The 21,314-nt window shown below is 32.7% G+C and carries 18 protein-coding genes and 1 other RNA gene; 13 read left to right on the top strand and 6 right to left on the bottom strand.

Annotation, left to right across the window (positions count from 1 at the left end):
* Positions 1-78: 78 nt before the first annotated feature.
* Entirely contained in the window at positions 79-1,701 is a 1,623-nt protein-coding gene (locus tag AACZ49_RS09085) for an ATP-binding cassette domain-containing protein (protein WP_339653754.1), read from the bottom strand.
* A 179-nt stretch (positions 1,702-1,880) separates the two neighbouring features.
* Here AACZ49_RS09085 and AACZ49_RS09080 point away from each other — a divergent pair, with 179 nt between their 5' ends.
* Positions 1,881-3,263 (top strand): transaldolase, encoded by a 1,383-nt coding sequence (locus AACZ49_RS09080; RefSeq protein WP_339653752.1) that lies wholly within the window; start codon positions 1,881-1,883, stop codon positions 3,261-3,263.
* A 36-nt stretch (positions 3,264-3,299) separates the two neighbouring features.
* Here the strand turns inward: AACZ49_RS09080 and AACZ49_RS09075 are convergent, their stop codons facing one another.
* Positions 3,300-4,106: an SDR family oxidoreductase gene (locus AACZ49_RS09075; protein WP_339653749.1), complete on the bottom strand. Its 807-nt coding sequence runs from the start codon at positions 4,104-4,106 to the stop codon at positions 3,300-3,302.
* A 90-nt stretch (positions 4,107-4,196) separates the two neighbouring features.
* Positions 4,197-4,295: signal recognition particle sRNA small type (gene ffs / locus AACZ49_RS09070), an RNA gene on the bottom strand.
* A 133-nt stretch (positions 4,296-4,428) separates the two neighbouring features.
* On the opposite strand from ffs, the gene AACZ49_RS09065 reads away from it, so the two are divergent.
* From AACZ49_RS09065 to AACZ49_RS09030, 8 genes are all read left to right on the top strand, one after another.
* Positions 4,429-5,484 (top strand): glutaminyl-peptide cyclotransferase, encoded by a 1,056-nt coding sequence (locus AACZ49_RS09065; protein WP_339653746.1) that lies wholly within the window; start codon positions 4,429-4,431, stop codon positions 5,482-5,484.
* 1 nt (position 5,485) lies between these two features.
* Positions 5,486-5,875 (top strand): thioesterase family protein, encoded by a 390-nt coding sequence (locus AACZ49_RS09060; RefSeq protein WP_339653743.1) that lies wholly within the window; start codon positions 5,486-5,488, stop codon positions 5,873-5,875.
* A gap of 25 nt (positions 5,876-5,900) precedes the next feature.
* Positions 5,901-7,433: a hypothetical protein gene (locus AACZ49_RS09055; protein WP_339653740.1), complete on the top strand. Its 1,533-nt coding sequence runs from the start codon at positions 5,901-5,903 to the stop codon at positions 7,431-7,433.
* Positions 7,434-7,580: 147 nt separating this feature from the next.
* Positions 7,581-8,312, top strand: a complete 732-nt coding sequence (locus AACZ49_RS09050) for a LytTR family DNA-binding domain-containing protein (RefSeq protein WP_339653737.1) — start codon at positions 7,581-7,583, stop codon at positions 8,310-8,312.
* Between the two features lie 137 nt (positions 8,313-8,449).
* Positions 8,450-8,623: a hypothetical protein gene (locus AACZ49_RS09045; RefSeq protein WP_339653734.1), complete on the top strand. Its 174-nt coding sequence runs from the start codon at positions 8,450-8,452 to the stop codon at positions 8,621-8,623.
* A gap of 89 nt (positions 8,624-8,712) precedes the next feature.
* Positions 8,713-10,809, top strand: a complete 2,097-nt coding sequence (locus AACZ49_RS09040; protein WP_339653731.1) for an ATP-binding protein — start codon at positions 8,713-8,715, stop codon at positions 10,807-10,809.
* 25 nt (positions 10,810-10,834) lie between these two features.
* Complete coding sequence (locus tag AACZ49_RS09035) at positions 10,835-11,503, top strand: histidine kinase (protein WP_339653729.1); 669 nt, start codon at positions 10,835-10,837, stop codon at positions 11,501-11,503.
* Positions 11,504-11,660: 157 nt separating this feature from the next.
* Positions 11,661-12,305: a hypothetical protein gene (locus AACZ49_RS09030; protein WP_339653726.1), complete on the top strand. Its 645-nt coding sequence runs from the start codon at positions 11,661-11,663 to the stop codon at positions 12,303-12,305.
* Positions 12,306-12,321: 16 nt separating this feature from the next.
* Here the strand turns inward: AACZ49_RS09030 and glyA are convergent, their stop codons facing one another.
* The gene (gene glyA / locus AACZ49_RS09025) at positions 12,322-13,596 is read right to left on the bottom strand and encodes a serine hydroxymethyltransferase (protein WP_339653723.1); all 1,275 of its coding nucleotides are present in this window, start codon (positions 13,594-13,596) and stop codon (positions 12,322-12,324) included.
* 248 nt (positions 13,597-13,844) lie between these two features.
* Between glyA and AACZ49_RS09020 the strand changes: the two genes are divergently transcribed.
* On the top strand, positions 13,845-15,029 hold the full coding sequence (locus AACZ49_RS09020) for a hypothetical protein (RefSeq protein ID WP_339653720.1): 1,185 nt from the start codon (positions 13,845-13,847) through the stop codon (positions 15,027-15,029).
* 30 nt (positions 15,030-15,059) lie between these two features.
* Here AACZ49_RS09020 and ytxJ read toward each other — a convergent pair whose 3' ends face one another.
* Positions 15,060-15,455: a bacillithiol system redox-active protein YtxJ gene (ytxJ, locus tag AACZ49_RS09015; RefSeq protein ID WP_339653717.1), complete on the bottom strand. Its 396-nt coding sequence runs from the start codon at positions 15,453-15,455 to the stop codon at positions 15,060-15,062.
* Between the two features lie 158 nt (positions 15,456-15,613).
* Between ytxJ and clpB the strand changes: the two genes are divergently transcribed.
* On the top strand, positions 15,614-18,214 hold the full coding sequence (clpB, locus tag AACZ49_RS09010) for an ATP-dependent chaperone ClpB (protein ID WP_339653715.1): 2,601 nt from the start codon (positions 15,614-15,616) through the stop codon (positions 18,212-18,214).
* 110 nt (positions 18,215-18,324) lie between these two features.
* Positions 18,325-18,918 carry a TetR/AcrR family transcriptional regulator gene (locus tag AACZ49_RS09005; protein WP_339653713.1) on the top strand — a complete coding sequence of 198 codons (594 nt, stop codon included), beginning with the start codon at positions 18,325-18,327 and terminating at the stop codon, positions 18,916-18,918.
* Between the two features lie 56 nt (positions 18,919-18,974).
* Here AACZ49_RS09005 and AACZ49_RS09000 read toward each other — a convergent pair whose 3' ends face one another.
* Positions 18,975-20,651 carry a PorP/SprF family type IX secretion system membrane protein gene (locus AACZ49_RS09000; protein WP_339653712.1) on the bottom strand — a complete coding sequence of 559 codons (1,677 nt, stop codon included), beginning with the start codon at positions 20,649-20,651 and terminating at the stop codon, positions 18,975-18,977.
* Between the two features lie 84 nt (positions 20,652-20,735).
* On the opposite strand from AACZ49_RS09000, the gene AACZ49_RS08995 reads away from it, so the two are divergent.
* Entirely contained in the window at positions 20,736-21,278 is a 543-nt protein-coding gene (locus AACZ49_RS08995; protein ID WP_339653709.1) for a phosphoglycerate mutase family protein, read from the top strand.
* Positions 21,279-21,314 lie beyond the last annotated feature (36 nt).

Genomic DNA, 21,314 nt, shown 5'->3' with positions numbered 1-21,314 from the left:
AAACATAAGGCCATTATAAATTACCCACTATATTGTAGGTTTTCATAAAACATCGATTTGGGTTAATCTATTCTATGTTTATTCAGCGTACATTTTGTTACGCTGCTCTTTTAATGCCTTGTCAGACATATACTCATCGAACGTTGAATATCTATCAATGTTGCCTTTAGGAGTTAATTCTATGATTCTATTTGCCACTGTTTGTGCAAACTCATGATCATGGGTTGTTAACAATACAGTTCCTTTAAAATTCTTAAGAGAATTGTTGAATGCAGTAATACTTTCCAAGTCTAAATGGTTTGTTGGCTCGTCTAACATTAAAACGTTAGCACGCATTAACATCATTCTACTTAACATACAGCGTACTTTTTCACCTCCTGATAGTACGGTACATTTTTTAAGAGCCTCTTCTCCACTAAATAGCATTTTACCTAAAAAACCTCTAATATATACTTCTTCACGCTCTTCTTCTGTCTTTGCATATTGTCGTAACCAATCTACCAAGTTGATATTATCGGTAAAAAAATCAGCGTTATCTGCGGGTAAATAAGATTGTGTTGTGGTTACACCCCACTGAAAAGTACCTTTATCAGCTTTTCTATTTCCATTAATAATTTCATAAAATGCCGAAGTAGCCCTAGAATCTCTAGAAATCATAGCGATTTTATCTCCTTTCGCTAAATTGATATTAACATTATCAAAAAGAACTTCTCCATCTTCAGTCGAAGCAGATAATCCCTCTACATTTAATATCTGATCGCCTGCTTCACGCTCTCTATCGAAGATAATTGCAGGATATCTACGACTAGAAGGTTTAATATCATCAACCTTTAATTTAGAAAGCATTTTTTTACGAGATGTTGCTTGCTTACTTTTTGCAACGTTAGCGCTAAAACGTGCAATAAATTCTTGTAATTCCTTAGCCTTTTCTTCTGACTTTTTATTTTGCTGTGCTCTTTGACGAGCAGCTAACTGGCTACTTTCATACCAAAATGAATAATTACCGGAATATAAGTTCAATTTCCCAAAATCAATATCGCCTATATCGGTACAAACAGTATCTAAAAAGTGCCGGTCATGACTTACAACAATTACTGTATTCTCGTAATCTGCTAAAAAATTCTCTAACCAACTAATTGTTTCATAATCCAAATCGTTGGTAGGTTCATCCATAATCAAAACATCAGGATTACCAAATAATGCTTGCGCAAGTAGTACACGTACTTTCAATTTAGAATCAATCTCAGACATAAGCGTAAAATGCAAGTCTGCACTAATACCAAGATTTGAAAGTAAGGCTGCAGCACTACTATCTGCATTCCAACCATTCATTTCCTCAAATTTTACTTGCAACTCCCCTATTCTATCGGCATTCTTATCATCATAATCTGCATAAAGGGCATCAATTTCCTTTTTAATCTCATAAAGAGGCTTATTCCCCATTACAACTGTTTCAAGTACAGTATAAGCATCTGCCGAATTATGATTTTGCTCTAATATGGACATCCTTTTACCAGGCTCCAAATGAACATGACCAGAAGTTGGGTCTATTTGACCAGCAAGTATTTTCAAGAAGGTAGATTTACCAGCACCATTGGCACCAATAATACCATAACAATTGCCTTGGGTGAAAGCAACATTCACTTCATCGAATAAAACTCTTTTTCCAAATTGAACAGATAGATTAGATACAGATAACATAGCAACAAAATTTTAAAAATCCGTGCAAAAATACTGAATTTATTACCTTCTAGTATCTTGTTTTCCATCAATTTCGCACAAAGATTTTTAATAATGTTCCCAAAAACATTTAACTAGCTATTAACAACAACTGGAGAGCAGGTTTGTTATTTTTGGATGGTATCAGTGTATAATACTATATGACAAGAATTCTACTCTCAACATTCATAGTACTCATAATAGGTTGTTCTACAACGAAAAAAGATTCCGATACGGTGCTATTTGCCGGGGAAATTGTAAATCCTACGAGCACCCAAGTTATTTTAATGAAAGGCAGACAAAAAATTGATTCTGCACAGCTAGACCAAAATAATCGATTCAAATTTAATTTACCTTCTATAGAAAACGGGCTTTACCATTTTAATTTATCACCAGAATATCAATATGTTTATTTAGAAAAAGGAGATAGCTTAATGGTAAGACTTAATACTAGTTATTTTGATGAATCGTTAGTATTTTCTGGAAGTAACGAAGAAATAAATAATTTTCTACTAGAATTATTTCTTGCAGCCGAAGAGGAAGACTCAGCAATGTATGCTGAAAATTATGAATTAGAGCCTGATGATTTTTTAAATAAAATCAAATCTCTTAGAAATAACAAGCTTAATCGTCTAAATGAATTAAAGCTAGAAACCACCATGTCTGATGCCGGTTATCAATTACTTAAAGGAAGTATTGACTATACTTATAATCGATATAAAGAGATATATCCTTTTCAGCACAAAAGAAAAACTACGGAAGAAAATTTACATAACTTACCAAAGGATTTTTATTCCTACAGAAAAAATCTTGATTTTGATAATCAAAATTTTACTTATTTAAGGCCTTATTATGATTTCATGAAGGCCCATTTTGGGAATTTATCTTATATGTCTTGTCTGAATGACTGCAAAGATGGAAACTTAGGAGATGGTAAGCAACTACATTTTAATAAGCATAAATTACACTTAATTGATAGTTTAGTTGTCGAAAAGGAATTGAGAGACAATTTATTTAGAAATGTTGCCTTCGATTATCTACTTAAAAGAAAAGACGCATCAGAAAACACAGAAATATTCTTAACAGAATTTAAGAATGTATCTAAAAATAATATGCATATTGAAGAAATTGAGAACCTTTACCAAGGCATTGTAAATCTTCAACCTTCTAAAATGTTACCGAATTTAATGGTGGCATCATTTGACAATGAAAATAAAACCTTAAACGAGATTGCGAAAGGCAAAAAAGTGATGTTCTACTTTTGGTCGGGATCTAACAAAAAACAATATCAAGAGATTTTTAAAAGGGTAGCAGAATTAAAGGAGAAAAAACCGGATTATGAACTAATCGGCGTTAATATTAAGACCGATTACAATGATTGGAAAGTAATCCTAAAAACTCTTCAGGTCGAGACTTCTCTGCAATATCAAAGTATAAATTTTAAAGAACTGACAGAGAAACTTGTTTTATATCCAATGAATAAAGCGATAATTACCGATAATGCTATTATAGTAGATGGCTTTTCTAATATCTATTATAATTAGTAAGACCAGCTCAAATCTTCTTTAAAGGCTGGTTTATCAAGAATTGTGATTTTCCAACATTTTCTCGAACCAGAGACCTGGCAGTAAACTCTTAAGTGTTAACGAAAATTTTTGAATAAAAGAACCAACTTGATAGTGAGGTTTTGGGTTTTTAGTTTCAATAATCTTAGCTACTTTTTTACCCACTTCTATAGGGTCTCCTCCACTGTCAACATCTGAATCGATAGCATCTAGCGTATTTTTGTACATTTCTTTGTAAGGGGAGTTCTCATAAACAGGAGTATGGTATCTACCCGAAGCAATATTGGTCGCAAAATCACCTGGTGCCAACGTAGTGAACTTCACTCCAAAAGATTTGGTTTCCATTCTATAACTTTCTGTTACTAATTCAAGGGCAGCTTTCGAGGCTGAATAAATTCCTCTATAAGGGAGTCCCATATAACCGGCTATAGAAGTTATATTAATTATTAACCCGTTTTTTTGCTTTCGCATAATTGGCAGCACTTCGTTTATTACACTTAAAGGTCCATTAAAATTGGTTGCGAATGCCTTAAGCACCTCTTCATGCGGCGTTTCTTCCAAAGGCCCAGTAATGCCAATACCAGCATTGTTCACAATAACATCTATTCGAGATTCTTTTTCAAGCAATGTGGCAACACAAGATTTTATAGTCTCTGTTTTACGAACATCCATTTCTAAGAGAGGGAAATCTTTAAATGAAGAATATTTTAACGCACTACGAGTAGTACCGTATACCGTATACCCTTTTTCTTTAAGATGTAAGCCTATTGCTTTTCCAATACCTGAAGACCCACCTGTAATTAGAACTACCTTTGTTTTCATTTTATAGAAAAATAAGCGATGCTAACCTATACATTGAATTGGTTATGAATATGTTACCTTAATTTAGATAATTTCAATTTAAGGCACAAAAAAAGGCAAGCTACCTACATCGCACCGCTACGACCGTATACCCTTGCTGCGTTCCCGCCCTGGGGGATTCTACAGGAGCTGGTCGTGTAGGACTTGCCAGGTGCAAATATACAATCTTTTAAATCTTTCCCAATCCTTTTACTTTCTAATTTTTATGAATTAAATTGCCTGTCAAGAACCACGAATACTTCTTGTTCATAAGCACTATATAATCTTAAATACCTTTTCCTTAATGAGAATAGTTAAATTAATTTGTAATGTTCTAATTTTCAGTATTTTCATTGCTTGCGGTAGCGGAAATCAAAAAGCTTCTTCCCTCTTTGAAATCAATTTAGCTGAAAATGCAAAACAGGTAAATCAAAATAGTGAAGTTGGTATTAATATCAATAACAAAAAACAAAAAGAGATTGAAAGTGTAATTTATAGCATTGATGGTGTAGAAATTCCGTTAAACAATAATAAATTACTCATTAACGTATCAACATTAGGCAATAAAGTTTTAACTGCTAAAATTACATTTAATGGTGAAACGGTTGAAATCAACAAAAACTTAAAGGTTTTATCAGAAAAAACTCCTGAAATATATACCTACACGATTATTAATGAGTACCCACATGATACCGCTGCCTATACCCAAGGTTTAGAATTTCATAATGATACCTTATATGAAAGTACGGGGAAAAATGGACAATCCTTTTTAAGAAAATTAAATTATAAAACCGGAGAGGTATACAAACAGATAGACTTAGACAAAAGCTATTTTGGCGAAGGTATTACCATTCTCAACAATAAAATCTACCAGCTTACTTGGAAAAGCGGATTGGGCTTTATTTATGACTTAGATACCTTTAAAAAGTTAGACAATTTTCAATATGGTAAAAGCCGTGAAGGTTGGGGATTAACCAATGACGGTAAAAAAATATTTAAAAGTGATGGTACTGAAAAAATATGGTTTTTAAATCCGGATACAATGACAGAAGAAGGCTATATAGAAATCGTCACCAACTCTTCAGTTTTTAATTCGGCAAATGAACTTGAATACGTGGATGGAAAAATATATGCCAATGTGTACCAAAAGCCTAGTGTAATGATAATTGATAGTGAAACTGGGTCAATTGAAGGTGTTATTAATTTTAGTGGATTAAGTGATCTAATTACTAAAACAGAAAATTGGGATAAGTTAAATTACGTTTTAAACGGAATTGCTTATCATAAAGAGCGTCGGACATTTTTTGTGACAGGAAAATTTTGGGATAAAATTTTTGAAGTGCAAATCCAGAAAAAATAGAATGAACGGATTTAAAAAAGAAGTTATAGTTTCTGAAGACGACCTTGATGATTTAAACCATGTTAACAATGTTCGTTACGTACAATGGATTCAAGATATTTCTAAAGAGCACTGGCAAGCGAAAGCTTCTTCAAAAATGCAAAAGGAAGTTATATGGGTTGTTCTTAGTCATCATATAGAATATAAAAATGCTGCAGTTCTAAATGACCCAATCATGATTAGCACTTTTATTGAGTCAAGCTCTGGAGCAAAATCAATTAGAATAGTTGAAATGCATCATGGTATTACAAAAAAATTATTGGTGCGGTCAAGTACCGAATGGTGCCTTCTAAACCGTAAAAGCTTTAGACCTGTTCGAATACCAGAAGAAATCAAAGAAATATTTCTTTAATCGATTTTATTAAAATATTCTATACGTGCGAAATCGAATACTAATCGCCTTTTCTATTCTCCTCTGTATCTTATGGAGTGCTTCCTGCAGAAAAAATTTTGAATACACACCTAGTGATGGAAATTTGTCTTTTTCAAAAGATACGGTTTATTTAGATACGGTCTTCTCATCAATAGGTAGTAGCACCTATACACTTAAAGTATTCAATGACACCAAAGATGATATCATAATTCCAAATATATCCCTTAAAAATGGTCCTGAAAGCTTTTATAGACTAAATGTTGATGGTGTTGCTGGTAAAGAATTTAATGATATTCCAATTTATGCTCAAGACAGCTTATTTATTCTAATAGAAACAACCATTAATATAAGTGATGATTCTTTAAAAGAACTACTTTATACCGATGCAATTGAATTTGATAAGGAACCTTTTCAGCAATCGGTAGCGTTGGTTACGCTGGCTAAAGATGCTATTTTTCTTTACCCAAAAGAGATTTCTGAAATTGAAACCTATGCCATTAATCTCTATACAGATGATGCAGGAAACCCTATCCGTATATCAGGTTTCGAACTTTTGGATGAAGAATTAAACTTCACCAATAGTAAACCTTATGTTATATATGGTTATGCAATTATACCTAGTGCGAAAGAATTGAAAATTGACGCAGGAGCACGAATTCATTTTCATGAAAATTCAGGTTTAGTAGTTCAAGATGGCGGTAAATTAAAAGTAAATGGCACGCTAAGTGATGATAATTTAGCATTAGAAGGAGAAATTATTTTTGAAGGAGACCGGCTTGAACCTGAATTTTCGGAAACCCCTGGGCAGTGGGGAACTATATGGATTAGCGCTGGAAGCAAAAACAACTCAATAAACCATTTAACCATTAAAAATGCAGAAATAGGTTTATTTGTTGAAGGATTATCAAACGATATTGAAACTACTTTAATTCTTGCAAATAGCCATATTTATAATAATACCAGATATAATTTATGGACAAAAAATGCCAAATTAGAGGCCGAAAATCTAGTATTGGGCAATTCTGGTAGCTCTTCCCTTTTGATAGAAAATGGAGGTAATTATACATTTATTCACTCTACGATAGCAAACTATTGGAATAAGGGATTTAGGTATAATAGTGCATTAGAAATAAAAAATAATAGCCAAGAAATTGGTTTTGAACTTGTTAAAGCTGACTTTAAAAATTGTATTATTGATGGTAACCACCAAAATGAAGTAAGTTTACTATCAAATGATCAGAATAGCTTCAATTTTAATTTTCTAAACTGTTTTATTAGGTACACTCAAAACGATCCATATTCACCACTGAACAATCTATATGATTTTACAGATTCAGAATTTTATTCTGACATTATTTTGAATGGCGAAGTAGATTATTTTCTAACCACAAAGAATGATTTTAGAATTGGTTTAGACTCAGATGTTATTAATAAGGGAAATTTGGATGCAGCCAATATTAGCCCTCTAGATATCTTAGGAACACTAAGGATACCTGCACCAGATTTAGGTGCTTATCAAGCTGTAGAAAAAGAATAATGTCAATATAACGCTTATAATTGACAGAATTTTCGCTCACAAGCCCTATAAACAGGCATTTTATAAAAATGTCCTCTGTTTTTATAAGGACATTCTTGGCGAAAATTGATTAGTCTATTTCTAAATTCGTTGTAGACATTAAATCTTTTGAATTATACGTACACCATAATTGATTCTGATGCAGTTTCAAATTTGCAGTTGCATGCTTTTTTGGATGAGTATGATGACTTTGATTGCATTAACACAACGACCAATCCTTCCGATGGCTTAAACGATATTCTTAAATACACTCCTGATATTGTTTTTATAAATCTTAATAATGACTATTCAGCGATTTTTCTAATGGTGATGGAAATTCATCAATACACAAATCAACTTCCTATATTAATTGGCATAGCTAAAACCAAAGATTACGCTTACGACGCTATCAAAAATGGATTTTTTGACTACTGGCTGCAACCTTATAATGAATTTGATATCCGCAAGTCATTATTAAAGCTTAGAAAAAGAGTTCCAAAAGAAAAAGCACCGGTTACACTTTGCTTAAAATCTTATAACGACTATCAATATCTGAATACGAATGACATTCTATACTTAAAAGCTGACAATAATACCACCGAATTTTTTATGAAAGATGGCACCATTACAAATGCTTTTAAAACGCTAAAGACTTTTGAAAATGCACTACCCAATAATTTTATGCGCATACACCAAAGCTATATTGTAAATACTACTTATGTCTCTAGAATAAATTTCGGCAAATCGATATGTGCTTTAAAAATGGTAAATGAACACATTCCATTTTCAAAAACATACCGAGAAAACATGGATAATCTTAAAAAAATTCTCTCACAGAACACGTTTTCTTCACAAAATTAAAGAATTCTCTCACAATCGGTTCATATACTAGCAGAACTAAGTCACTTACTTAAGGTAAAGCGATTTACTTTAACTACTCGCAAAACCATATTACTTTGGCAGTATAATAAATCTAAAACCCCTAAAACACAAAGAATATGAAAAAAGTAACAAGTATTTTAGCAGTAGCAGTAATGGCATTAGGAATGGCAACATACGTAGTAGAAAACACTGCAAGTGAATTTGATTTCATGAATGATATCTCTAAAGCATTATCTTGTTCCGATTGCTCTACTGAAACACCTCCAAGAGGTAAAACAATGATAAGCTAGACTTGTTAATATAATATATAAAAGCCTTCAACCTGTTTGTTAAAGGCTTTTTTTATATCTTGGTTTTTAAGAAATTAAATAACCTGTTTTTGTTTAAAAGATATTTCACTTTATTAATACTTGTACACTTATTCAGCAGTTGTTCAGAATTTGAACCTACAACAATTGTACCTCCTATTGCTATTGAAACCGATAGTGTTGATTTATGGATTGAAGAAAGTAAAAATCCAAAATCTACTCAACTACAAAAAACTATCATATTAAATAAAGCCTATCAATATGCATTGAGTACTACCTCCGACTCTTTAAAATCAAAATATTTTTCCACGCTTTCTGTAAATTTATATTCAAAGGGAGACAGTACATTGTTTCGAAAAGTCAATAAGCGCTCTATTTCCCTGAACCAAAAACGAAACGATTCCTTATCGATAGGAAATCGATATTGGGATTTAGCATTATTTTTTGATAGATATTCGGTAAAAGATAGTGCCTACTATTCATATTTTGAGGCACAAAAAATTTTTGAAAATACTAAGGAGCTACAACTTTCTGGTAGAATGTATTTTGAAATGGCAAAAATACAATCCGATGTTAAAGATTATGTGGGTAGTGAAACTACTATAATGAGAGCAATCGAAATCTTTAAATCCTTAAATGATTATTTATATTTATATAATAGTTACAATGTTCTAGGTATTTCATTAGGAGGATTGGGAGAAGTGGAAAAATCTCAAGCCTATTACAATGAAGCCCTTTATTATTTAAAATTGTCAGATTTTAATAAAATTCGAGAAGCAAGAATTATAAATAATATTGGAGTCGTATTTAGAAACAACAAGCAATATAAAAAAGCGATTGAGAATTTTAAAACTGTACTAAAGACTGACAGTCTAATAATAAAAGACCCTTCCCTATATGCCTTAGCATTGAGTAATCTAGCCTCAAGTAAATTATATGATAAAGACACTTTAGGTGTAGGTAAGTTATTATTAGAAGCTATTAAGATAAAAAGTACTGAGAATAAGACCAGCAGCTTAGCGGGGTCATATTTTAACTACGCTGAATACAAAGCCTTTGCACATGATACGTTAGCCGCAATTACCAATGCAAAAATTGCCGAGGAGTTATCATTAAAGAGTGATAATAATGAACGATTATTAGAAGTTTGGCCATTTTTAGCAACATTGGAGAAAAAAAACGCGCCTACCTACTTTCAAAAATATATTCAACTAGACGACAGTCTTCAAAAAGAAGAGCGAAAAATACAAAATAAGTTTGCCCGTATACGTTTTGAAACTGATGAATTTATCGCTGAAAATATAGAACTAGAAAGTGAAAAAGAAGTTTTATCAAAGCAGAAACAAATATGGATCGGTATTGCAGCAGGTTTCTTTTTATTAGGACTTTCTATCTATATTATTATTAATCAACGCGCTAAAAATCAAAAGCTTCGTTTTGACCAACAACAGCAAGCTAATAATCAAGAAATTTTCAATTTAATGTTGATGCAAAAACAAAAAGTTGATGAAGTTAAACGTTTAGAACAGAAAAGAATCTCAGAAGAGCTACACGATGGCGTATTAGGTAAAATGCTAGGAGCACGTATGGTTTTAACAGGTCTAAACAAACGCGCAACTGAAGAAGCAATACAAGAAAAGTCAAAGGCTCTTGGTTCTTTACAAGAAATAGAACACGAAATACGCTCTATTTCGCACGAATTAAGTCACAGTGCCTATCAAAAAATAAATAACTTCACAGACTCGATTGAATCGCTACTATCAGGTGGCAATAAAAATGAAAATATTAAAACGATTTTTAATTTTAATGAAGATGAAAGCTGGGATAGCCTTGAAGGAGACATTAAAATTAATGTGTATCGAATTATACAAGAAACATTTCAAAATGCAATAAAACACGCCAATTGCACTATTTTCGAAATAACATTCTATAGAACTGAAGACATCTTTAACGTAATAATGAATGACAATGGTCGTGGATTTAATATAAATAAAGGTAAAAAAGGCATCGGTATTAGAAACATAACTTCTAGGACTAACAAGCTAAATGGAACGTTTCACCTAGATTCAATTGAAGGTACAGGTACTACTATTTCACTTCAAATACCAGTTAATAAGAATTTGATTAATTCTACTGATAATAATACGCAATTTAAAAACGTTTTGTAAATTACAATTGAATCTAAATATAGAAATGGATACTGTACGAATTTTAGCGGTAGATGATCATGAAATGACCACTTTAGGATATAAATATATTCTTGAAGATTCTGAATTTACTGATTTTAACGTAAAAGTTGAAATTGCAAGAAGTTTTGAAAAAGGTAAAAGTAAGATTGAATTATCTAAACGTGCCATACCTTATGATATTATACTTTTAGATATTCAGTTATTTTCTCCAGAATCTAAAGATCCGAGAACAGGTATAGATTTAGGAATCGTTGCTAGAAATGAAGTACCTAACTCAAAGGTTGTTTTCATGTCTTCCTATAGCGACAACTATAGAATTAACAATATTTTCAAAACAGTGAATCCTGATGGTTATATGGTGAAATCTGAGATAGACGAAATGTCTCTAAAAACCATGGTAGAAACCATTATGAGTAAATCACCATACTATACAGCTAGTGCCTTAGCGGCAATTAGACGTAGAATGTCCAGTGATATTGTTATTGATGAACAAGATCAAAAGATTTTGCATCATCTTTCACAAGGTATTCATACTAGAGATATTGCACCATTAATAGGCTCAGCCAACACCACTGTTGAGGCAAGAAAAAGACAGCTAAAAGCACTTTTCGATATTAAAAATGGAAACGATTTAGCCCTAATAAATGAGGCTAAAACCCGTGGATTCTTGTAAAATCAATTTATTTCTTCAACTTAATGATTATCAGATAGTTAAAAATAATTGTGTTTTTTTATAATAATATCCTCCAAATTTATAAGGTTTTCCTAAGGGGAAATAAATAAGTTAAAAATTATCTTTAGCAAAAGAAGAATTTTAATACTAGCCTTACATGTCTTTTAATATCGACGATTTTATAAAAAAGTCATTAAACAATTTAGATTACACTAAAGAGATTTTTGGCATAGATGAATTTCTAAAATCTTTAGAATTTCATTATTTTTCTACTCTAAAATTAAAACGAAAAAGCTGCACTCTAAATTCCGTTCATTTAGTATTAGAAGTGAATTGCAATATAGAATTATTAGAATTATTCACTAATTTTAATACTGGTAGATGGGGCACGAGCATTAAAAATGATTCGCCACTTCAGTATAATTTAGAAATCTTAAATTCAAGAAACAACTGCAATATTGACATTGAAGAACTCACTATATTCTTGAAAGATACAAGCATAGTAATAAAACGTATTTATGATAAAAGCATAGCAACACAGCTTAATGATATATTAAAGCAAATTGCATTTAACTATGTATTCTTAACAAGAGGACTTACTCAAAAACCATATGAAATCTTTGTCCCTATTTTTGAGGATAGTTTAGATAATTTTGATTTTGAAGATGAACAAACGAATATTATTCCGAAATCGTACAGTGAATTTTGGGGTATTTATTTAGACAAAGAAGACGAGGCTTCAATTTTTGATATACAAGCAAATACCTATGTAACAGGCGATTTAGAATTTTTATCCGAATAAAATTTCTAATTAAATACTAGGCGTTAAAAATCGGCCTAGTATTCATCATAGCATTGACTTTACCTTTTACTTCGGAGATAACAGTATCATTTTCTGGGTTAGCTATAACCTGATCAATAAACTCAACTACTTGTTCCATATCACTTTCTACCAAACCTCTAGTAGTAATAGCAGCGGTTCCAAAACGTATACCTGAGGTGACAAAAGGTGATTTATCATCAAAAGGTACCATGTTTTTATTTGCCGTAATATCTGCAAGCACCAATGCTTTCTCAGCATCTTTACCTGAAATATCTTTATTTCTTAAGTCGATAAGCATCATGTGATTATCAGTACCACCAGAAATAATATCATACCCTCTTTTTACAAATGCTTTTGCCATAGCATCAGCATTCTTTTTCACTTGTAATATATATGAGCCATAAGAATCAGATAACGCTTCACCAAAGGCAATTGCTTTTCCTGCTATAACATGCTCTAAAGGACCCCCTTGATTTCCAGGAAAAACAGCTAAATCTAATAACGCTGACATTTTTCTAAGATTTCCATTTTTTAATTTAATACCAAATGGATTTTCAAAATCAGTCCCCATCAATATTAATCCACCTCTTGGGCCTCTCAATGTTTTATGTGTCGTCGTCGTTACAATATGACAATGAGGAATAGGATTGTTCAATAGGCCTTTCGCTATTAAACCTGCTGGATGAGAAATATCAGCAAGTAAAATTGCATTTACACTATCGGCAATTTTACGAAAACGTTCAAAATCTATATCTCGCGAATATGCCGAGGCCCCAGCAATTATCAACTTAGGTTGTTCCTTTGTTGCTATTTCTTGAATTTTATCATAGTCCAATCTACCTGTTTCTTGGTCTACACCATAAAACACAGGATTATATAATCTTCCAGAAAAATTCACCGGAGAACCATGGGTTAAATGTCCTCCATGAGATAAATCGAAACCTAATATTTTATCTCCAGGCTGTAAGCATGCATGATAAACAGCAGCATTTGCTTGCGAACCAGAATGCGGCTGAACATTCGCATATGCAGCCCCAAAAAGTTCCATAGCCCTATCAATAGCCAACTGCTCAACTTTATCTACTACTTCGCAACCTCCATAATAACGCTTACCTGGGTAACCTTCAGCATATTTATTGGTAAGTACAGAACCCTGTGCTTCCATTACCTGCGGACTAGTAAAATTCTCAGAAGCGATTAATTCAATTCCGTTGATCTGACGTTGTCGCTCTTCTTCAATAAGATTAAAAATTATAGTGTCGCGTTGCATTTTGCTATTTATTTTAAATAAGATGCAAAAATACAAATAAGAGTACTTAATGAAATAAAAAAAATGAATAAACCCATAACTTATTTATCAAAATAAGTTAATAACTGTACCCATATTCAAATACATGATTTAGAAATCTATTGTGCAACTTAACGAAAATATACTATTCCTCATCCCCATACGTTATGATAAAAGCATTTTATGGCACGGCTGTTGAAATAGCTTTATTAAATTCTAAAAATATAGGCATGAAAAAAATTCTACTATTTGGTTTTATAGGCCTACTACTATCTTGTAGTGGGGTAAAGAAAACACAGGAGGCTCTAAATTCAGGCAATTACATGGCCGCTATTAACAAAGCTGTTGTAAACATTGCTGAAAATAAGACCAAAAAAAGCAATCAGACGTACATTGTACTTCTTGAAGAAGGATACCGTAAACATACCGAAAGGGAACTTCAGCACATTAAATTTCTTAAAAAAGATGGTAACCCTGCAAATTTCGAGGAAATTTTCAATACATATGACCGACTTAAATCGGTTCAAGAAAGTATAAGGCCTTTATTACCGTTGTATATTCAAGATGAAAATAGAAAAGCACAATTCAACTTTAAAAATTATGACGATGAATTAATTGCTGCCAAACTAAATTTATCTGAATACCTTTATAACAAGGCCACGACCTTATTGGAAAATGCAAATTATAAATCAGATTTTAGAATTGCTTTTAGTGATTTAAAATATTTACAGGAGTTAAACCCTAATTATAATGACGTTGTTTCTAAAATTGATGAAGCGTACCAAAAGGGTTTAGATTATGTTATTGTTGAAATGACCAACAACACCGATAAGGTAATTCCAAGAAGATTAGAAGATGAACTTTTAAATTTGAATACCTACGGATTAAATAATAATTGGACAGAATATCATACGAATAGAATTAAAAATCAAATCTATGATTACCAAATGGAGGTTTCTTTTCAAGACATTAACATTTCTCCCGAACAAATTAGTGAGAAACAGATAAGCAAAGAACGTCAGATTAAGGATGGCTATACTTTTGTTGAAGATAGTAATGGCAATGTAGTTTCCGATAGTTTAGGGAATAGCATAAAAGTTGACAAGTTTAAAACCGTAAAATGTGATTTTTATCAATTCACTCAATTTAAGAGTGCTCAAGTAACAGGAGTTGTTAATTTTATAGATTTAAAAAAACAACAGAAAATAAATCAATATCCATTATCCAGTCAATTTGTATTTGAGCATATTTATGCCAACTATAATGGCGACAAAAGAGCTTTAGATAATGATTTAGTTTCGCTTCTGCAATTGGCGAGGGTTCCATTTCCCAGTAATGAACAGATGGTATATGATGCTGGTGAAGATTTAAAGAATAATCTTAAGAACATTTTAAATAAGCAAAGTTTTAACTAACAAAAAAGCCCCGTTTTAATGGGGCTTTTTTTATAAGTACTGTTCTAATTTTATATCAGATATCGATCCATGAGAATCATGTACTACCACTACCCCATTTTTAATTATTAATAATTGGGGAGATTGATGCATTACTCCAAATACGGAAGCAACTTCGTGGGACACATCTCTATTTGCTAGCAAATCCAAAAAATAAAAATCCATTTGGCCTTCCTCTAACCCATAGCCACTTTTAAACATATTCAGTACCATTCTACTAATACCACAAGAAGTAGAATGTTTAAAAATAATCTGAGGCCTTATTTTAGATTGTTTCTTAATATCCTCTAACTGAATTATCGCATTCAAAGGTTTCCAAGGAATATCAGAAACTTCCTTTCCATTTCCATTCTTAGATCCTCCAAATATTCCACTAAATATTCCCATAGATTTCTTAATTTAATATTACCCATTAGCCATACCACTATCTGACTAATTGTCAGCTAATATACTCGAAATCAAGTCATCTTGTCTTGTCTCGGTTATTGGTAAGATTCTTGAACATTACATTCCAAAAGTATTACAAATAACTAAAACTAAAGAAAATGAATATAAATAATTTTACCATAAAGTCGCAGGAGGCAATTCAACTAGCCCAGCAGATTGCCCAAAATATGGGCCATCAGCAAATAGAAAATGAACATGTTTTCAAAGCACTTACCGAAGTAGAAGAAAATGTTATGCCTTTTTTACTTAAAAAATTAGGCGTCAATTTTAATATGGTCCAACAAATATTGGAAAAGGAACTTTCTAGTTTCCCAAAAGTGGAAGGTGGTGAGTTGCAATTTTCAAGAGAAGCCGGCAAAACTCTAAATGAAGCTAGCATAATTGCCAAGGATATGGGCGATGAGTTTGTTTCTTTAGAGCATTTATTCTTGGCCGTATTAAAATCAAAGAGTAAAATAGCTCAAATATTAAAAGACCAAGGGGTTACGGAAAAACACCTTAAAGCAGCTATAGAAGAATTACGAAAAGGAGAGAAGGTTACTTCACAAAGTGCTGAAGAAACGTATAATTCACTAAAGAAATACGCCAAAAACCTAAATGAACTTGCAGATAGCGGTAAATTAGATCCTGTTATTGGTCGCGATGAAGAAATAAGAAGAATTCTCCAGATATTATCCAGAAGAACCAAAAATAATCCAATTTTAGTAGGTGAACCTGGTGTAGGTAAAACCGCAATTGTTGAAGGTCTTGCCCATAGAATTATACAAGGCGATATTCCTGAAAACCTAAAAGACAAGGTTATCTATTCTTTGGATATGGGTGCATTGATTGCAGGAGCTAAATATAAAGGTGAATTCGAAGAACGTTTAAAATCGGTCATTAAAGAAGTTGTAAGTGCCGACGGAAACATCATACTTTTTATAGATGAAATTCATACGTTAATTGGTGCCGGTGGCGGTCAAGGTGCTATGGATGCTGCTAACATTTTAAAACCAGCATTAGCTAGAGGAGAATTAAGATCAATTGGAGCTACAACTTTAGATGAATACCAAAAGTATTTTGAGAAGGATAAGGCATTGGAAAGAAGATTCCAAAAAGTCATGGTTGATCAACCTGATACTGAAAGTGCTATTTCCATCCTTAGAGGTATTAAAGAGAAATATGAAGCTCATCACAAAGTGCGTATTAAAGACGAAGCTGTTATAGCGGCTGTAGAGTTATCGCAGCGGTATATAACCAATAGGTTTTTACCCGATAAGGCAATTGACCTAATGGATGAGGCTGCATCTAAACTTAGAATGGAAATCAACTCTAAACCTGAGGAATTGGATGTTCTTGATAGAAAGATCATGCAATTGGAAATTGAGATTGAAGCAATTAAAAGGGAAGATGATAAGCAAAAACTTAAAATCTTAAACTTAGATCTAGCTAATGTAAAAGAAGAGCGTAATGAGATTTATGCTCAATGGGAAAGTGAAAAAACGGTTGTTGATAATATTCAACAAACCAAGTTGGATATTGAAAATTTTAAGGCAGAAGCAGAAAGGGCCGAACGTAATGGCGACTATGGCAAGGTAGCTGAAATTAGATATGGAAAAATTAAAGAAGCGCAGGAAAATCTAACAAAATTACAGGATGATTTAGCTGCACAACAACACTCCGGAACCTTAATTAAAGAAGAGGTTACGAGTGAAGACATAGCAGAGGTAGTTGCGAAATGGACCGGTATTCCAGTGACCAAAATGTTACAAAGTGAACGCGAGAAATTATTGAAACTTGAGGAAGTACTGCACAAAAGAGTGGTTGGCCAGGAAGAAGCTATTCAAGCTGTTTCTGATGCTATTCGAAGAAGTCGAGCTGGATTACAGGATGCAAAAAAACCGATAGGATCATTCTTGTTTCTTGGTACTACCGGTGTTGGTAAGACCGAACTAGCAAAAACGCTTGCATCCTATCTGTTTGATGATGAAAATGCCATGACCCGTATAGATATGAGTGAGTATCAAGAGAGGCATGCTGTGAGTAGATTAGTTGGTGCACCTCCAGGATATGTTGGTTACGATGAAGGCGGTCAATTGACTGAAGCAGTAAGAAGAAGACCATATTCAGTAGTTTTACTAGATGAAATAGAAAAGGCACACCCTGATACCTTCAACATTTTGCTGCAGGTTTTGGACGAAGGCAGATTGACAGATAATAAAGGTAGGGTTGCCGACTTCAAAAATACCATCATAATCATGACTAGTAACATGGGAAGCCAAATTATACAAGATACTTTTGAAAATTCAAAAGATATACCTAGTGCAACTGAATCTGCAAGGGAAGAAGTTCTTGGTTTATTGAAGAAAACTGTACGACCAGAGTTTATCAATAGAATAGATGACATTGTTATGTTTACTCCTTTAACTAAAAACAATATCAAGGAAATCGTTAGACTTCAATTGGAATCTCTAAAGAAAATGCTGCTTAAGCAACAGATTACCCTAGAGGCTACTGAAGAAGCTATAGATTATTTGGCTGAAAAAGGATATGACCCTCAATTTGGGGCTAGACCTGTAAAACGAACTATTCAAAAAGAAGTCTTGAACAATATGTCCAAATCACTTTTAAGCGGCCAGATAAAACCTGATAGTGTTGTATTACTAGACGCCTTTGGCAATACTTTGGTTTTCAGAAATCAAGAAGATATAATGGTTTAATATCTTAAAAATGTGAAAAAGCGTTCTTATTTTTAATAAGGACGCTTTTTTTTGTCAACAATATATACCATGCAGTATAGATTTTTTATATTCGCATAAAACAGTCCTACATGTCAACTAAAGCCGAAAGAACTACCGCTTATATTATTGAGACTGTTGCCCCAGTTTTTAACAAGCATGGCTATGTTGGCACAAGCATGAGCGATTTAACAGAAGCGACCAATTTAACTAAAGGTGCGCTTTATGGTAATTTCGAAAACAAAGAAGCTCTTGCTTTAGCTGCATTCGAATATAATCGTAACCTATTACTTAGAGCTATTGACGAACATTTTTCAATAGAAGGAAAAGCTATGGATAAGATTGAAAATCTTATTGAATTTTATAAAAAATACGACATATTTACGATGAACATGGGCGGTTGTCCTATTTTGAATGTAGGCATAGATGCCCAACATAACAATCGCTTGTTGGCAGCAGCGGTTAAAGAAACAATTAAAGAAATTGAAGGTAAAATAGCCTTGGTATTTGAAAGTGGAATTAATAACGGAGAATTTAAACTTCCGGTTACTCCATTACAATTCTCGAAACAATTATTTACAATTCTACAAGGTTCTATTGCCATGGCCACCCTCACTAAAGACCGTAAATACCTTTTAAATACGGTTACCTATTTAGATGTTCTTATTAAAAGAGAACTTAAATAAACGGATAACCAGCTATTTAACTACAGAATACTAATAAAATAATTGTGTGTATTCAATTACTCACCAGTTACTCTAAATATCCAAATCTTCTCTTTGTATTTGCCACCTAGGTTAGAATCTCGGGCTTCTCTTGCCTCTTTTATCGAACTGTATTTAGCCAGATATACATAGTTGTATTTATTCAATTCTCTATAGAAAGATTTTGCGTCAATACCTTTTTTCTTCATATCAACCAAAAAAGCATCTAAGTACTTCTTGGTTCCAAAGACATTGGCAATCAAGTAATACCCCGGTGTTAAAGATCCTTCTTTCGTAACCTCTTCATACTTTTCTCCAGCTTTAGGTTTAACCACCTCGTTTCTTGCAGTAAATTCTGCTTTCTGTTTCTCAGCTTCAGCCAAGAGTACCTTACTCTGAGCAATAGAATCTTGCCTTTGTTTTTGAACAAGTGCAACTGCCTCTGCTTCCTTCTTAATTACTGCTGCTATTGAATCTTGTTGTCTTCGTTGTTGTAAAGCTCTTGAAGCTGCTAAAGCTTGCTCTGCTTTTGCATCAGCAATAGAATCACGCTTTCTTCTAATATCTCTCTTAGATTCTTTAACAGCAAGGTCTGTTTGCCTTGAAGCATCAACTATAGAATCATTTATCCTTTTTGATTCTATCAGCGCTAAACGCTGTTGTTTTTTAGCCTCACGTTTTATAGCTAACTGCTCTTCTTTACTTAATTCTTTCGATACCACACCTTCCTCTACGTCTGGTTTAGCAATTAAGCTTTCTTCCTTTATTTTTTCCTCTTCTGCTATTAATTGTTCTTGGAGCTTTTCTTCAGGAGTCTCTATTGCTCCTAATTTGTATGCGGTTACTAATTCAAAAGATGGATCTTGCCCCTTTAAGTCAGAACTCGTACCCACTTCAATTAATGCTCCTATAGATAATCGCTTAAAGAAACGACCACCTGCTCCGCCTGAAAATCCGTAAAAACTATTATAACCGGCTTGTAACCAATATTTATTAGTAGTTAGCAATGATGTCAATCCTACTTGATTATCCAATCCAGGAATTGTTTTATAATATATTGAAGGTCTTAAAATGGAACTGTAATCTGTACTTAAAATAGATATTGGAAAATCATAGCTAGCCAATGCCAAAAACATACGTTCATCAGGACTAGAATTTCGCTCATTCGTACTGAAATTATAATCAAATAAATTTTCCGAAACCAAACCAATATTAAATCTGTCTACATTCAAATTTATACCAGGTGCCATTTGAACAATAAAATCATTAGGAATAGAAGTTTGTATCGGGTTTGGAACAAAAAAACGTTCGTCAGCAAGCTTTTGTTGAAAAGCAAATAAGTTTAGTCCGACACCTAAAAATACTTTTTCACTTAATTCAATATTATATGCATAGTTTATCGCAGCCCCAGTATTTAAAAAAATACCGGTATTATGCTGAAAAAAACCAGCCCCGGCAGAAGAAACCTCATTTAATCGAGCCGTATAATTTAAAAATAATGAAGTTGGGTCCGCATCGTATGTTTGCCATTGCCATCTTGCCCATAAAGCAACAGATGATGGATTATTGCGATATAAACTATATGCAGGGTTTACGATACTCCCATTATACTCTGTAAGATTTAGTTGCCTGAAATCAGTAGGCAACACAACCTCTTGAGCCTTAAGACCTAGAACTACAAAACCAATAAGAAGTGCCCCACAAAACTTTTTCATATGCAAAAAAACAAAAAATACACTATCTATAGTACTATTTTGAAGTAATTTTAGTTATTAAATTAATACCTCAAACAAATTTTCATGAAAGCCATAAAATATATTCTTTTCACATGCCTATTTATTAGTCTTTCTTGTAAAGATGAGGTTGTTATAGATACATCGCAAAATCAAACATCTGTTTCAACATTTTACTTAATTAGACATGCAGAAAAGGATAGAAGTAATCTTGATGATGCTGACCCTGAACTTAATCAAAAAGGATTAGGTAGAGCAATGCATTGGGCTGAAATTCTTGCTGATGTTGATTTAGATGCCATTTATTCTACCGATTACAATAGAACTTCTATGACTGCAGCACCAACATCGATAAAGAAAAATATTGATTTACAGTATTACGACCCAGGTACTCTAGACATTACACAATTTAAAACAGACAATCTCAATAAAAATGTGTTAATAGTTGGACATAGCAATACGACTCCAGAATTCGTGAATAAACTGATTAATGAAGATCGTTATTCTGATATCGATGATAACGAAAATGGAATTTTATTTATTGTACAAATTGTAAATGAAAAACCTACAGTTAATAAACTTATTTTCAACTGTAATTGCCCAGATTAATATTCTCTAAAGCTTAAACCCATCGACATCATTTGC

It is taken from the genome of uncultured Maribacter sp. (assembly GCF_963975365.1).
Taxonomy (GTDB): Bacteria; Bacteroidota; Bacteroidia; order Flavobacteriales; family Flavobacteriaceae; genus Maribacter.
This window is presented reverse-complemented; position numbering and strand designations above follow the sequence as displayed.